The following is a 14,078-nucleotide window of genomic DNA, read 5'->3' as shown; positions in this document are numbered from 1 at the left end:
CCGGATCCGCGGCGCCCAGGGTGAGGACCCCAACTTTTTTGGAGTGCTCTGATGAGTGCTAAACGTGTTGTGAAGTTCGAAATCTACCGCTACGACCCCGACAAGGACGAGCGTCCCTACATGCAGAAGCTCGAGGTCGAGCTGGGCCCGAACGACAAGATGCTGCTTGACGCGCTGGTGCGCATCAAGAACGACGTCGACGACAGCCTGTCCTTCCGCCGCTCGTGCCGCGAGGGCGTGTGCGGGTCCGACGCCATGAACATCAACGGCAAGAACGGCCTGTCGTGCACGACCAACCTGCTCGACCTGAAGCAGCCCATCGTGCTCAAGCCGCTGCCCGGCCTGCCGGTCATCCGCGACCTGATCGTGGACATGACCCACTTCTTCAACCAGTACCACTCGGTCAAGCCGTTCCTGATCAACGACACGCCGCCGCCCGAGAAGGAGCGCCTGCAGTCGCCGGAGGCCCGCGAAGAGCTGGACGGCCTGTATGAGTGTATTCTGTGTGCTTGCTGCTCGACGTCGTGCCCGTCGTTCTGGTGGAACCCCGACAAGTTCGTGGGTCCGGCCGGGCTGCTGCAGGCATACCGCTTCCTGGCGGACAGCCGCGACGAAGCGACCGGGGAACGTTTGGATAACCTCGAGGATCCATACCGTTTGTTCCGTTGCCACACCATCATGAACTGCGTCGATGTCTGTCCCAAGGGGCTGAACCCCACCCGGGCAATAGGCAAGATCAAGGAAATGATGGCCCGGCGGGCGATCTGACGCCGTGGTGCCGGAGTTTTCCCTGCATGACCGGACGCGCCTGCGCTGGCGCGCCCGGCGTGGACTGCTCGAGAACGACCTGATACTGACGCGTTTCCTGGATGCGTACGAATCCCGGCTTACCGACGCCGACGTGGCGGAGCTGACCCGGTTGCTCGAGCTGTCCGACAACGAGCTGATGGACTATCTGTTGGCTCGCAAGGAACCCGAGGGAGACCTTGCTACGCCAGCCATGCGGGACTTGCTGAAGCGGCTGCGCTCGGTGTGAGCGGCCGGAGTCCATGTGAATTGATTTTGATGGAAGAGGAACATCCGATGAAACTGTCCGACAAGAAAGCGACCCTGACCTTCTCCGATGGGAGCCAGGGTGCCGAGTTTCCGGTTTATGAAGGCACGATCGGCCCGTCGGTCGTGGATATCCGCAAGCTGTACGCGCAAACCGGGATGTTCACCCTCGATCCTGGTTTCATGTCGACGGCCGCTTGCTCGTCCAGCATCACCTACATCGACGGCGACAAGGGCGAGCTGCTGTACCGTGGCTATCCGATCGAGCAACTGGCGGTCAAGTGCGACTTCCTGGAAACCAGCTACCTGATCCTGAACGGCGAACTGCCCAACGCCAAGCAGAAGGCTGACTTCGAGCACCTGGTGACCCATCACACCATGGTCAACGAGCAGCTGCAGTTCTTCCTGCGCGGCTTCCGCCGCGACGCCCACCCGATGGCCGTGCTGACCGGCCTGGTCGGCGCGCTGTCGGCGTTCTACCACGACTCGATCGACATCACCCAGCCCAAGCACCGCGAGATCTCGGCCATCCGCCTGATCGCCAAGATGCCCACGCTGGTGGCCATGGCCTACAAGTACTCGGTCGGCCAGCCCTACGTCTATCCGAAGAACGACCTGTCCTACACCGGCAACTTCCTGCGCATGATGTTCGCCACGCCGTGCGAGGAGTACGTCGTGAACCCGGTCATCGAGCGCGCGCTCGACCGCATCTTCATCCTGCACGCCGACCACGAGCAGAACGCCTCGACCTCGACCGTGCGCCTGTGCGGTTCGTCGGGCACAAACCCGTTCGCGGCCATCGCGGCGGGCGTGGCTTGCCTGTGGGGCCCGGCCCACGGCGGCGCCAACGAAGCGGCGCTGCAGATGCTGGAAGACCTGCTGGCCGCCGGCGGCGTCGACAAGCTGGGCGAGTTCGTCGCCAAGGTCAAGGACAAGGATTCGGGCGTGCGCCTGATGGGCTTCGGCCACCGCGTCTACAAGAACTACGACCCCCGCGCCAAGCTGATGCAGGAAACCTGCCGCGAAGTGCTGGAAGCCATGGGCCTGCAGGACGACCCGCTGTTCAAGCTGGCCATGGCCCTGGAAAAGATCGCCCTGGAAGACGACTACTTCGTCCAGCGCAAGCTGTACCCGAACGTCGATTTCTATTCGGGTATCGTCCAGCGCGCCATCGGCATCCCGACCCAGCTGTTCACGGCCATCTTCGCGCTGGCCCGCACCGTGGGCTGGATCGCGCAGTGGGACGAAATGATCTCCGATCCCGACTACAAGATCGGCCGTCCCCGCCAGCTGTTCACCGGTTCGCCCGCGCGCGACGTGCCGGACCTGGGCAAGCGCTGATCCCTTGGCCGGCGGCTTGCCGCCGGCGAGCGAGGTCCTTCCCCGAAACCCGCCTGCTTGCAGGCGGGTTTTTTTCATCGCCGGGCCCGTCCCAAGAGGAAAGAGTGCCCCCTTGGGGGGGGGCATCGCCGCGGGTCAGAGGCTTCGGGCGGCCAGGCCGCGCCGGTTCCACGGCAGCCTGGCCAGCACACGGGCCAGGCCGCAGAAGCCGGACAGCCCGGCGAATACCAGCCCGCCACCGACCAGCCCGGACACCAACTGGAACCAGGGACTGATCGTCACGCCCAGGACCACGCCCAGCACGACCAGCGTGCCGGCAACGATCTGGACCTGCCGCTGGAGTTCCAGCGGCTGGGAGCGATCCCGCACCACGGGCAGGCCGGCGCGTTTCCAGGCATCGAGTCCGCCTTCCAGGATGCAGGCGTCGCCAGGGGCTTGGGCGGCCAGCGCCTGCGCATGCATGCGCGTGCGGTTGCCGGATCGGCAGTGAAAGACGATGGACGTGCCGGGGGCCGCCAGCGGCCCGGCGTCGGCCAGCCGGGCAAGCGGTATGTGGCGCGCGCCCGGGATGCGTTCCCGCGCGTGTTCGTCGGCATCGCGGATGTCGACCAGCAGGGCGCCCTGGTCGAGCAGGGCGGAGGCGGCGTGGGGGGTAAGCAGGCGGGGCGTCATGATGTGCTGTCCTTGGAAGGGGGGCAGAAGATCGCCTTGAGCGTGGCGATCAGCCGCGCCACGTCGGGGTTGGCGATGCGGTAGTGCAGGGTCTGGGACGTCCTGCGGAACGAGACCAGGCCTTCGTCGCGCATCCTGGCCAGGTGCTGGGACAGCGCGGACTGGCTGAGCGGCACCTGGGCCAGCAGTTCGCCCACGGTGAGCTCGCCGTGTTCGATCAGCAGGCACAGCACCAGCAGCCGGGATTCGTTGCCTACCGAGCGCAGCAGCGCCGCGGCCTGGGCGGCTCCTTCTTGCATGAAGCGTTTGTCTTCCGGGGATGAGGGCATGGTCTTGATTAATTAGTAAAATCTAATTTAGATAATTCTAAATAAATGGGCGGAAATTGTCCATCAAGATGGCCAATTCTCGTATCTTGGTTCGATCCCGCACATCGCAAAATCGCGCGAAGCCAATCGTTGCTTCGCAAAAAAACCGGCTTTCATAGGCCGGTTTTTTGTTTCTCATCATGGAATTTAAATTTTAAGTTATTGATTTTATTAAATAAAAAATAATTCTTATACAAGAGAAGAAAGATTGATTGCGTTGCAGCATATCTATAGATTGTTTCTTACCCGGCACCGCGGCCGCCAGGATTTCCAACCGTCGTTCCCTACCCTTGAAGGAGACATTCATGTCACAACGCAACGCCGAAATCGAGAAGCTGGAGCAGGAGTGGCGCGAGAACCCGCGCTGGAAGGGCCTGCGCCGGGGCTACGACGCCGAACGCGTCGTGGCGCTGCGGGGCTCGGTGCAGCCCGAGCACACCCTGGCCCGCCGTGGCGCCGAGAAGCTCTGGAAGATGCTGAACGAGGAGCCTTTCGTCAATTCGCTGGGCGCGATGACGGGCAACCAGGCCATGCAGCAGGTCAAGGCCGGGCTGCGCGCCATCTACCTGTCCGGCTGGCAGGTCGCGGGCGACGCCAACTTGGCGGGCGAGATGTATCCCGACCAGTCCCTGTATCCGGCCAACTCCGTCCCGTCGGTCGTGCGCCGCATCAACAACGCCTTGCAGCGCTGCGACCAGGTCCAGTGGATGGAGGGCGGCCGGCCGGGCACCCCGGATTACATCGATTATTTCGCACCCATCGTGGCCGATGCCGAGGCCGGCTTCGGGGGCGTCCTGAACGCCTTCGAGCTGATGAAGGCCATGATCGACGCGGGCGCCTCCGGCGTGCATTTCGAGGACCAGCTGGCTTCGGTCAAGAAGTGCGGCCACATGGGCGGCAAGGTCCTGGTGCCCACGCGCGAAGCCGTCTCCAAGCTGATCGCCGCGCGCCTGGCCGCCGACACGCTGGGCGTGCCGACGCTGCTGCTGGCCCGCACGGACGCCGACGCGGCCGACCTGATCACCAGCGACGTCGATGAGAACGACCGGCCGTTCATTACCGGCGAGCGCACGGTCGAAGGCTTCTTCCGCACGCGGGCGGGCATCGACCAGGCCATCTCCCGCGGATTGGCTTATGCGGCGTATGCCGACCTGATCTGGTGCGAGACCTCGACCCCCAACCTGGACTACGCGCGCCGCTTCGCCGAGGCCATTCACAGCCGGTATCCGGGCAAGCTGCTGGCCTACAACTGCTCGCCGTCGTTCAACTGGAAGAAGAACCTGGACGACGCCACGATCGCCAGGTTCCAGCGCGAACTGGGCGCCATGGGCTACAAGTTCCAGTTCATCACGCTGGCCGGTTTCCATGCGCTGAACTACGGCATGTTCGACCTGGCCTACGGTTATGCCCGCGAGCAGATGACGGCGTTCGTTGCCCTGCAGCAGAAGGAGTTCGCGGCAGCCGAGCGCGGCTTCACTGCGGTCAAGCACCAGCGCGAGGTCGGCACCGGCTATTTCGACGCGGTGACGCAGGCGGTGGAGGGCGGGCGGTCGTCCACCACCGCGCTGCACGGCTCGACCGAGGCCGAGCAATTCGAGGAGCATGCCGAGCAGAAAGTGGCGTGAGCGTGAAGAGGGCGTGATGGCGCTCCCGGTGTGGTGCATGCACCGCATCGGGAGCGGACAGGCGCTGCGTTGCAGCACCGGAACTTAAGGACATGCGCGGGGTCATCCAGTACAGTGGCTGTCGTTCAAACCGCCACACTCGCCTGGCTTTTCCGAGCGAGGGAAGTCCCTAAGTGCTATGCTTTACAGGTTTATTGATTTAATTCCTTCCAACCGAAAGGTTCCATCAACCGCCTTCTGCACTAGCTATCCGCTAATCGGCCAAGCCGTGTCGCGGAAGGTCCGTCCTGCATCGAACGGGTGAAACACCCGGCAAGGTGAAGCGCAAATCATGTCCAGCATCCAAGAATCCAGCACCTCGTATCTGTTCGGGGGTAATGCGCCGTACGTGGAAGAACTCTACGAGGCCTACCTCGACAATCCGGGTTCCGTTCCCGACAACTGGCGCAATTACTTCGACCAGTTGCAGCACACGCCGGCGGTTGACGGCCAGGAATCCACCCGCGACCAGGCCCATGCGCCGGTCATCGAATCCTTTGCCCAGCGCGCGCGCGCCAATGCCTTCCTGCCGCGTACCGCCGAAAGCGACCTGTCTGTCGCGGGCAAGCAGGTCCACGTCCAGTCCATCATCGCCGCCTACCGCTATCTCGGCGCGCGCTGGGCCGATCTCGACCCGCTGCAGCGCCAGGAGCGCCCGGCCATCCCCGAGCTGGAGCCGAGCTTCTACGGCCTGACCGAAGCGGACATGGACAAGGTCTACTCCGCCACCAACACCTACTTCACGACCGCCGAGCACATGACGCTGCGCGAGATCGTGAAGGCGCTGCGCGACACGTACTGCCGCAGCATCGGCGTCGAGTTCATGCACGTGTCCGACCCGGTCATCAAGCGCTGGATCCAGCAACGCCTGGAAAGCACGCAAGCCACGCCCAGCCTGACGGCCGAGCAGAAGAAGCACGTGCTGGACCGCCTGACCGCCGCCGAAGGCCTGGAACGCTACCTGCACACCAAGTACGTCGGCCAGAAGCGCTTCTCGCTGGAAGGCGGCGAAAGCTTCATCGCGGCCATCGACGAGCTGATCCAGCATGCCGGCGAATGCGGCATCCAGGAAGTGGTGCTGGGCATGGCCCACCGCGGCCGCCTGAACGTGCTGGTGAACACGCTGGGCAAGATGCCCAAGGACCTGTTCGCCGAATTCGAAGGCAAGTATGACGACGGCGGCCTGGCTGCCGGCGACGTGAAGTACCACAAGGGCTTCTCGAGCGACATCTCGACCCGCGGCGGTCCCGTCCACGTGTCGCTGGCGTTCAACCCGTCGCACCTGGAAATCGTCAACCCCGTGGTCGAGGGCAGCGCCCGTGCGCGCCAGGAGCGCCGCGGCATGGAAGGCGGCAAGCAGGTGCTGCCCGTGCTGGTCCACGGCGACGCGGCCTTCATCGGCCAGGGTGTCGTCATGGAAACCCTGAACCTCGCGCAGACCCGCGGCTACGGCACGGGCGGCACGGTGCACCTGGTCATCAACAACCAGATCGGCTTCACCACCTCCGATCCGCGCGACACCCGCTCCACGCTGTATTGCACCGACGTGGTCAAGATGATCGAGGCGCCGGTGCTGCACGTGAACGGCGACGATCCCGAAGCCGTCGTGTTCGCCACCCGCCTGGCCCTGGACTTCCGCGTCGAGTTCCAGAAGGACATCGTGGTCGACATCGTCTGCTTCCGCAAGCTGGGCCACAACGAGCAGGACACGCCCGCGCTGACCCAGCCGCTGATGTACAAGCGCATCGGCCAGCACCCCGGCACCCGCAAGCTGTACGCCGACAAGCTGGCGGTGCAGGGCGTGATCGGCCCGGACGAGGGCGATGAATACGTCAAGCGCTTCCGCGCCGCCATGGACGAAGGCCGCCACACGGTCGATCCCGTCCTGACCGACTACAAGAACAAGTACGCCGTCGACTGGTCGCCCTTCCTGGGCCGCAAGTGGACGGACGCCGCCGACACCGCCATGCCGCAGGCCGAGCTCAAGCGCCTGGGCGAGCGCATCACGACGGTGCCGGAAGGCTTCAAGGTCCACCCCATCGTCGAGAAGGTCCTGGCCGACCGCCGCGCCATGGCGCGCGGTGAAATGAACCTGGACTGGGGCATGGGCGAGCACCTGGCCTTCGCCAGCCTGGTGGCCGCCGGCTACCCGGTGCGCCTGACCGGCCAGGATTCGGGCCGGGGCACCTTCACCCACCGCCATGCCGTGCTGCACGACCAGAAGCGCGAGCGCTGGGATTCGGGCGTGTACGTGCCGCTGCAGAACGTGTCCGAAGCGCAGGCGCCGTTCCGCGTCATCGATTCGCTGCTGTCGGAAGAGGCCGTCATGGGCTTCGAGTACGGCTACTCGACCGCCGAGCCCAACTCGCTGGTGATCTGGGAAGGCCAGTTCGGCGACTTCGCCAACGGCGCCCAGGTCGTGATCGACCAGTTCATCAGCTCGGGCGAAGCCAAGTGGGGCCGCCAGTCGGGCCTGGTGCTGATGCTGCCGCACGGCTACGAAGGGCAGGGCCCCGAACACTCGTCGGGCCGCATCGAGCGCTTCCTGCAACTGTGCGCCGATACCAACATGCAAGTGGTGCAGCCGACCACCGCCGCGCAGATCTTCCATCTGCTGCGCCGCCAGATGATCCGCCTGTTCCGCAAGCCGCTGGTCATCTTCACGCCCAAGTCGCTGCTGCGAAACAAGGATGCCACCTCGCCGCTGTCCGACCTGAGCAAGGGGTCGTTCCAGACGCTGATCGGCGAAGTCGACGAGACGATCGACGCTTCCAAGGTCAAGCGCCTGCTGGTCTGCTCGGGCAAGGTCTACTACGACCTGGTCAACTCCCGCAAGGAGCGCGGCGCCAACGACGTGGCCATCGCCCGTGTCGAACAGCTGTATCCGTTCCCGCACAAGAGCCTGGCCGCCGAGCTCAAGAAGTACCCGAACGCCACCGAGGTGATCTGGGTGCAGGACGAGCCGCAGAACCAGGGCCCGTGGTTCTACGTGCAGCATCACCTGTACGAGAACATGGGCGAAGGCCAGAAGCTCGCCTACGCCGGCCGCCCGGCCTCGGCCTCGCCGGCCGTCGGCTACTACTCCAAGCACATGGAACAGCTCAAGGCGCTGCTCGACCAGGCCTTCGGCCGACTCAAGGGCATCGTGCTGACCAAGTGATCCTTACGTCCGGGACCGCCGCTTGCAGGCGGCCCCGGCTCCCGGCCGCGTGGCGCCGGTCCAAGAAAGAACTCCCCATACTTGCGGAATAACTGACATGGCTATAGTCGACGTAAAAGTCCCCCAATTTTCTGAATCGGTGTCGGAAGGCACGCTGCTGACCTGGAAGAAGAAGCCGGGCGAAGCCATCTCGCGCGATGAAATCGTGATCGAGATCGAGACCGACAAGGTCGTGCTGGAAGTGCCGGCCCCCGCCGACGGCGTGCTGGCCGAGATCGTCAAGGCCGACGGCAGCACCGTTACCTCGGAAGAAGTGATCGCCAAGATCGACACGGAAGGCAAGGCCGGTGCCGCCGCCGCGCCCGCCGCCGCTGCGCCCGCTCCGGCCGCCGCCGCGCCGGCTCCCGCAGCGGCTCCTGCCGCCGCCCCGGTTGCCGCGCCTGCCACCTCGATCCCGTCGCCCGCCGCCGCCAAGCTGCTGGCCGAGCAGGGCATCGCCCCCGAGTCCGTGCAAGGCACGGGCCGCGGTGGCCGCATCACCAAGGGCGACGCCCTGGGTGCCGCCGCCGCCCCGGCCTCCAAGCCCGCCGCCGCGCCCATCGTCAACGAAGCCGCGACCCTGGTCAACGGCCGTCCCGAGCAGCGCGTGCCGATGAGCCGGCTGCGCGCCCGCGTGGCCGAGCGCCTGCTGCAATCGCAAGCGGAAAACGCCATCCTGACCACGTTCAACGAGGTCAACATGCAGGCCGTGATGGACCTGCGCGCCAAGTACAAGGACAAGTTCGAGAAGGAACACGGCGTCAAGCTGGGCTTCATGTCCTTCTTCGTGAAGGCCGCCGTGGCCGCGCTCAAGCGCTATCCCATCATCAACGCCTCGGTCGACGGCAAGGACATCGTCTACCACGGCTACTTCGACATCGGCATCGCCGTCGGCAGCCCGCGCGGCCTGGTGGTGCCCATCCTGCGCAACGCCGACCAGCTCAGCCTGGCCGACATCGAGAAGAAGATCGCCGAATTCGGCCAGAAGGCCAAGGAAGGCAAGCTCAGCCTGGACGACCTGACCGGCGGAACGTTCTCGATCTCGAATGGCGGTACCTTCGGCTCGATGCTGTCGACCCCCATCATCAACCCGCCGCAATCGGCCATCCTGGGCGTGCACGCCACCAAGGACCGAGCCGTGGTGGAGAACGGCCAGATCGTCATCCGCCCGATGAACTACCTGGCGATGTCCTACGACCACCGCATCATCGACGGCCGCGAGGCCGTGCTGGGCCTGGTCGCGATGAAGGAAGCCCTGGAAGACCCGCAGCGCCTGCTGCTAGACATTTAATCCCCCCCTACGCGCTTACGCGCGCCCCCCCAGGGGGGCGGCACTGGCCGACCGGCGGAGCCGGATCGGCGGTGCCCTGGGTTGAGACCCGCGTTGGCACTTGGGGTAGTTGGGTCCTTCTAACTGGAAAAATGAAATGAGTAAGCAATTCGACGTCGTCGTCATCGGTGCCGGTCCTGGCGGGTACATCGCCGCGATCCGCGCCGCACAACTGGGCATGTCGGTGGCCTGCATCGACGCCTGGAGCAATGCCAAGGGCGGTCCGGCCCCGGGGGGCACCTGCACCAACGTGGGCTGCATTCCCTCGAAGGCGCTGCTGCAATCGTCCGAGTACTACGAGCATGCCGGCCATCACTTTGCCGATCACGGCATCGAGGTCAAGGGCCTGGGCCTGGACCTGGACAAGCTGATCAGCCGCAAGGACACCGTCGTCAAGCAGAACAACGACGGCATCCTGTTCCTGTTCAAGAAGAACAAGGTCACTTTCTTCCACGGCACGGGCGCGTTCTCGGGCCAGGTCGACGGCGGCTGGTCCATCAAGGTTTCCGGCCCGGCCGAGGAAGAACTCGTCGCCAAGCACGTGATCGTGGCGACCGGTTCCAGCCCGCGCGCGCTGCCCGACCTGCCGTTCGATGAAAAGCAGGTGCTGTCCAACGACGGCGCGCTGGCCATCGGTGCCGTGCCCAAGCGCCTGGGCGTGATCGGCGCCGGCGTGATCGGCCTGGAGCTGGGAAGCGTGTGGCGCCGCCTGGGTTCGGAGGTGACCATCCTGGAAGCCATGCCGACCTTCCTGCCCGCCGCCGACGAGCAGATCGCCAAGGAAGCGCTGAAGGTCCTGACCAAGCAGGGCCTGAAGATCAACCTGGGCGTGAAGATCTCCGACGTGAAGTCGTCCGCCAAGAACGTCACGGTCAAGTACACCGACGCCGCCGGCGCCGAGCAGTCGCTGGTCGTCGACAAGCTGATCGTGTCCATCGGCCGGGTGCCCAATACCCAGGGCCTGAACGCCGAAGGCGTGGGACTGAAGCTGGACGAGCGGGGCTTCGTCGTGGTCGACGAGGACTGCCGCACCGGCCTGCCCAACGTCTGGGCCATCGGCGACGTCGTGCGCGGACCCATGCTGGCGCACAAGGCCGAGGAAGAGGGCGTTGCCGTGGCCGAGCGCATCGCCGGCCAGCATGGCCACGTCAACTTCAACACGATTCCGTCGGTCATCTACACCTCGCCCGAGATCTCGTGGGTGGGCCAGACCGAGCAGGCGCTCAAGACCGAAGGCCGCGCCTACAAGGCCGGAACCTTCCCGTTCCTGGCCAACGGCCGCGCCCGCGCGCTGGGCGACACGACCGGCATGGTCAAGGTCATCGCCGACGCCAAGACGGACGAGATCCTGGGCGTGCACATCATCGGCCCGCAGGCCTCCGAACTGATCTCGGAATGCGTGGTGGCCATGGAGTTCCGCGCGGCGTCGGAAGACATCGCCCGCATCTGCCATGCGCACCCGTCGCTGTCCGAGGCGGTCAAGGAAGCCGCGCTGGCGGTGGACAAGCGCTCTTTGAATTTCTGACAAGGGAAGCCCACCCCCTACGCCCTTCGGGCGCCCCCTGAAGGGGGCGGTACTGGCGGACCGGCGGAGCCGGATCCGCTGTGCCCTGGAGTCGGGATGCTGAGAAAAAACGGCCGTGAGGCCGTTTTTTTTGCCTTGAAGGGTGGTCAGGCCGTGGCGCCGCGGTGGGCGGCCACGACGCGGTCGACGAAGGCGCCGGCGGCGCCGGTGTAGGCTTGGGGATCCAGCATGCGGTCGATGTCCTCGGGCTTGAGGTGGCGGGCGATGGTCGGGTTGGCCAGCAGGCCGTCCTTGAACGTGCCGCCGCGCTCGAATACGTCCATGCAGATCTCGTAGACCAGCTCGTGGGCTTCCTGCCGGCCCAGGTGGTCGCCCAGCTTCATCATGACGGCTTCGGACAGCAGCAGGCCCTTCTGCACGAACAGATTGCGTTCCATGTTGTTGCCCCGGACGGTCAGGCCGGCGGTGACGTAGGCCAGCTTGGCGAAGGCCGCGTCGGCCATGCAGCACAGGCGGGTGACGAACTCGCGTTCGGTCTGGAGCACGATCTTGTCGCGCTCGTGCTCGGCCATCATGCCTTCCAGCCCCAGCGCCACGGTGCTGCGGACGACGCGCGAGATCGCCACGATGCCCTCGCAGGCGGGCGGGTTGCGCTTGTGGGGCATGGTGCTGCTGCCCACCTTGCCCAGGGTGAAGGGCTCTTCGAGTTCGGCGGTCTCGGTCTTCTGCAGGCTGTAGATCTCGTGGGCGATCTTGCCGGCGGTGCTGGTGCAGATCGCCAGCACGCAGGCCAGTTCGGCGATGCCGTCGCGCGCCACGTGCCAGCAGATCTCGGGGCAGGCCAGGCCCAGTTCCTTGAACAGGGCCTCCTGGACCTCGATGCCGCGGTCGCCCAGGGCGGCCAGCGTCCCGACCGCGCCCGAGAACTGGCCGACCAGCACCCGTTCCTTCATCTGCCGCAGGCGCTCCAGGTTGCGGCCGATCTCGGCCGCCCATACCGCGGCCTTGAAGCCGAAGGTGATGGGCAAGGCCTGCTGGCCGTGGCTGCGTCCCGCCATGGTCTGGTCGCGATGCCGCTCGGCCAGCGCGATGACATGGGCATGCGCCCGGCGGTAGTTGCCCTCGATCTGTTCCAGCGCTTCCTTGACCTGCAGGATGGTGCCGGTGTCGACGATGTCCTGCGTCGTCGCGCCCCAGTGGATGAATTCCCCGGTGTCGCCGTCGCACACTTTCTTCATGGCCCGCAGCAGCGGAACGATGGGGTGGCTGGTGCGATCCATTTCCTGCTTCAGTTCCGCCAGGTCGATGAGCTCCACCCTGGCCTTGGCCTGGATCTCGTCGGCGGCGTGCCGGGGAATGATGTCCATGCGGGCTTGCACGCGAGCAAGGGCGGCTTCCACGTCCAGCCATTTCTGGACGGTCTGTTCGTCGCTGAAAATGGCCCGGGTGGCGGCGGTGCTGAACTGGTCTCGGAACAGCGCGCTGTCGATGACGTAGGCGCTCATGGGGTTTGTCTCCTGTCGATGGGCGTGAATGGGCGATGCCGGGCGCAATCCGCTTTCACGCGGAGGCGTTCTGCTGGAAGGCTTCCATGGCATGCAGCGAATAGACGTAGGCCGCGCCGGCATTCAGCGCGATGGCCGTTCCCAGCGCGTCGCTGACTTCGGCTTCGGTGGCGCCGGCCTTGACCGCCGCCGCGGCATGCGAGGAAATGCAGCCGTCGCAGCGGGTGGTGACGGCCACGGCCAGTGCGATCAGCTCGCGCGTCTTGGCATCCAGCGCGTCGTTGGTGCCCAGCGCGGCATTCAGGCCCCGGTAGGCCTCCAGTACCTTGGGGTTGGTGTTGCCCAGCTTGTTGGACGACTGGCGCAGGGTGCCCAGCAGTTCCTTCCAGTTCTCGAACATGTGTTGCTCCTGTCTATGGGGATGGGGACGTGTCAATCGACCTTGGTGCCGGCGGCACTGATCACCTTCTTCCAGAGGGCGATGTCGTCGGCAAGGAAAGAGGCGAAGAATTCCGGTGTGCTGTTCATGGGCTCGACCCCGGCCTGCATCAGCTGGTTGCGGAATTTCTCGTCCGCCAGCGCGTCGTTCACCGCCTGGTTCAGGCGCCTGACGATGGTCGGCGGGGTGCCGGCCGGCGCCAGCAGGCCGTACCAGGCGGCCACGTCCATGCCGTTCACGCCGGCCTCCGCCAGCGTGGGAATGTCGGGCACGGCGGCGGACCGCTTCGAGCTGGTCAGCCCGAGCACTTTGACCTTGTCGCTACCCATCAGCGCGGACATGGACGGGATGTTGATGAAGGTGAACTGGACCTCGCCGGTCTGCACGCCGTTGATGGACGGCCCCGACCCCTTGTAGGGAACGTGCGTGGCCGAGATGCCTGTCCGCAGCTTGAAGAGCTCGGCGGACAGGTGCTGGGTGCTGCCGTGTCCGGACGAGGAGAAGTTCAACGCCCCCGGATGCTGCTTGCCATAGGCGACGAGCTGCTTGACGTCCTTGACCGGCAGCTTGCTGGAGACCACGAGCAGGTTGGGGCTCTGGCCGAATACCGCGATGGGCGCGAAACTCTTGACGGGGTCGTAGTCGAGCTTGGGGAACAGGCTGACGTTGATCGCCAGCGCCGACGAGCTCAGGAACAGGGTATAGCCGTCGGGGTCGGCCCGGGAAACGTAGGTGGCGCCGATGTTCTGGCCCGCGCCGGGCCGGTTCTCGACGATCACGGATTGACCGAGTTTTTCCCCGAGCTGCTGCGCGAGCAGGCGGGCCGTCATGTCGGTGCCGCCGCCGGGCGTATAGCCGACCACGATCTTGACCGCGCGGGTCGGGAAGGACGCGGTATCGGAAGCCGCCTGGGACAACGGGCTCAGCAATACCAGTGCCGCGCCTGCGGCAAGACGATGAAGCATGGATGTCTCCTGTCGGG

12 protein-coding genes are annotated in these 14,078 nt (G+C 65.4%); 7 read left to right on the top strand and 5 right to left on the bottom strand.

Features of this window, described 5'->3' with window-relative positions; translation table 11 throughout:
- Nucleotides 1-51 precede the first annotated feature (51 nt).
- From ABD104_RS22405 to gltA, 3 genes are read left to right on the top strand one after another with little or no spacing between them, the layout of a single operon-like run.
- Nucleotides 52-768, top strand: coding sequence for a succinate dehydrogenase iron-sulfur subunit (locus tag ABD104_RS22405; protein WP_087841095.1), 717 nt, complete (start codon nt 52-54; stop codon nt 766-768).
- A 7-nt stretch (nt 769-775) separates the two neighbouring features.
- The gene (locus ABD104_RS22400; protein ID WP_192901812.1) at nt 776-1,036 is read left to right on the top strand and encodes an FAD assembly factor SdhE; all 261 of its coding nucleotides are present in this window, start codon (nt 776-778) and stop codon (nt 1,034-1,036) included.
- Nucleotides 1,037-1,083: 47 nt separating this feature from the next.
- Nucleotides 1,084-2,394, top strand: coding sequence for a citrate synthase (gene gltA, locus ABD104_RS22395; protein WP_130358737.1), 1,311 nt, complete (start codon nt 1,084-1,086; stop codon nt 2,392-2,394).
- 135 nt (nt 2,395-2,529) lie between these two features.
- Here the strand turns inward: gltA and ABD104_RS22390 are convergent, their stop codons facing one another.
- A complete protein-coding gene (locus ABD104_RS22390; RefSeq protein WP_343928227.1) occupies nt 2,530-3,066 on the bottom strand; it encodes a rhodanese-like domain-containing protein in 537 nt (178 codons plus the stop codon).
- Complete coding sequence (locus ABD104_RS22385) at nt 3,063-3,365, bottom strand: ArsR/SmtB family transcription factor (protein ID WP_207222002.1); 303 nt, start codon at nt 3,363-3,365, stop codon at nt 3,063-3,065. Before ABD104_RS22385 ends, ABD104_RS22390 begins: the two co-directional genes overlap by 4 nt.
- Before the next feature lie 374 nt (nt 3,366-3,739).
- Between ABD104_RS22385 and aceA the strand changes: the two genes are divergently transcribed.
- The 4 genes from aceA (at nt 3,740) to lpdA (ending at nt 11,152) form a co-directional block, all read left to right on the top strand.
- Nucleotides 3,740-5,059: an isocitrate lyase gene (gene aceA, locus ABD104_RS22380; protein ID WP_087841099.1), complete on the top strand. Its 1,320-nt coding sequence runs from the start codon at nt 3,740-3,742 to the stop codon at nt 5,057-5,059.
- 331 nt (nt 5,060-5,390) lie between these two features.
- Entirely contained in the window at nt 5,391-8,258 is a 2,868-nt protein-coding gene (locus ABD104_RS22375) for a 2-oxoglutarate dehydrogenase E1 component (RefSeq protein WP_343928226.1), read from the top strand.
- A 97-nt stretch (nt 8,259-8,355) separates the two neighbouring features.
- The gene (gene odhB / locus ABD104_RS22370; RefSeq protein WP_343928225.1) at nt 8,356-9,588 is read left to right on the top strand and encodes a 2-oxoglutarate dehydrogenase complex dihydrolipoyllysine-residue succinyltransferase; all 1,233 of its coding nucleotides are present in this window, start codon (nt 8,356-8,358) and stop codon (nt 9,586-9,588) included.
- Between the two features lie 136 nt (nt 9,589-9,724).
- Nucleotides 9,725-11,152: a dihydrolipoyl dehydrogenase gene (gene lpdA / locus ABD104_RS22365; protein WP_279815071.1), complete on the top strand. Its 1,428-nt coding sequence runs from the start codon at nt 9,725-9,727 to the stop codon at nt 11,150-11,152.
- Between the two features lie 146 nt (nt 11,153-11,298).
- On the opposite strand, the gene purB is transcribed toward lpdA, so the two are convergent.
- From purB to ABD104_RS22350, 3 genes are read right to left on the bottom strand one after another with little or no spacing between them, the layout of a single operon-like run.
- Nucleotides 11,299-12,657, bottom strand: coding sequence for an adenylosuccinate lyase (purB, locus tag ABD104_RS22360; RefSeq protein ID WP_132980283.1), 1,359 nt, complete (start codon nt 12,655-12,657; stop codon nt 11,299-11,301).
- A 55-nt stretch (nt 12,658-12,712) separates the two neighbouring features.
- Nucleotides 12,713-13,057, bottom strand: a complete 345-nt coding sequence (locus ABD104_RS22355) for a carboxymuconolactone decarboxylase family protein (RefSeq protein ID WP_338618829.1) — start codon at nt 13,055-13,057, stop codon at nt 12,713-12,715.
- Nucleotides 13,058-13,089: 32 nt separating this feature from the next.
- Nucleotides 13,090-14,061: a tripartite tricarboxylate transporter substrate binding protein gene (locus tag ABD104_RS22350; protein ID WP_343928224.1), complete on the bottom strand. Its 972-nt coding sequence runs from the start codon at nt 14,059-14,061 to the stop codon at nt 13,090-13,092.
- Nucleotides 14,062-14,078: the final 17 nt, after the last annotated feature.

This window comes from Pigmentiphaga daeguensis, assembly GCF_039523035.1.
GTDB lineage: Bacteria > Pseudomonadota > Gammaproteobacteria > Burkholderiales > Burkholderiaceae_B > Pigmentiphaga > Pigmentiphaga daeguensis.
This window is presented reverse-complemented; position numbering and strand designations above follow the sequence as displayed.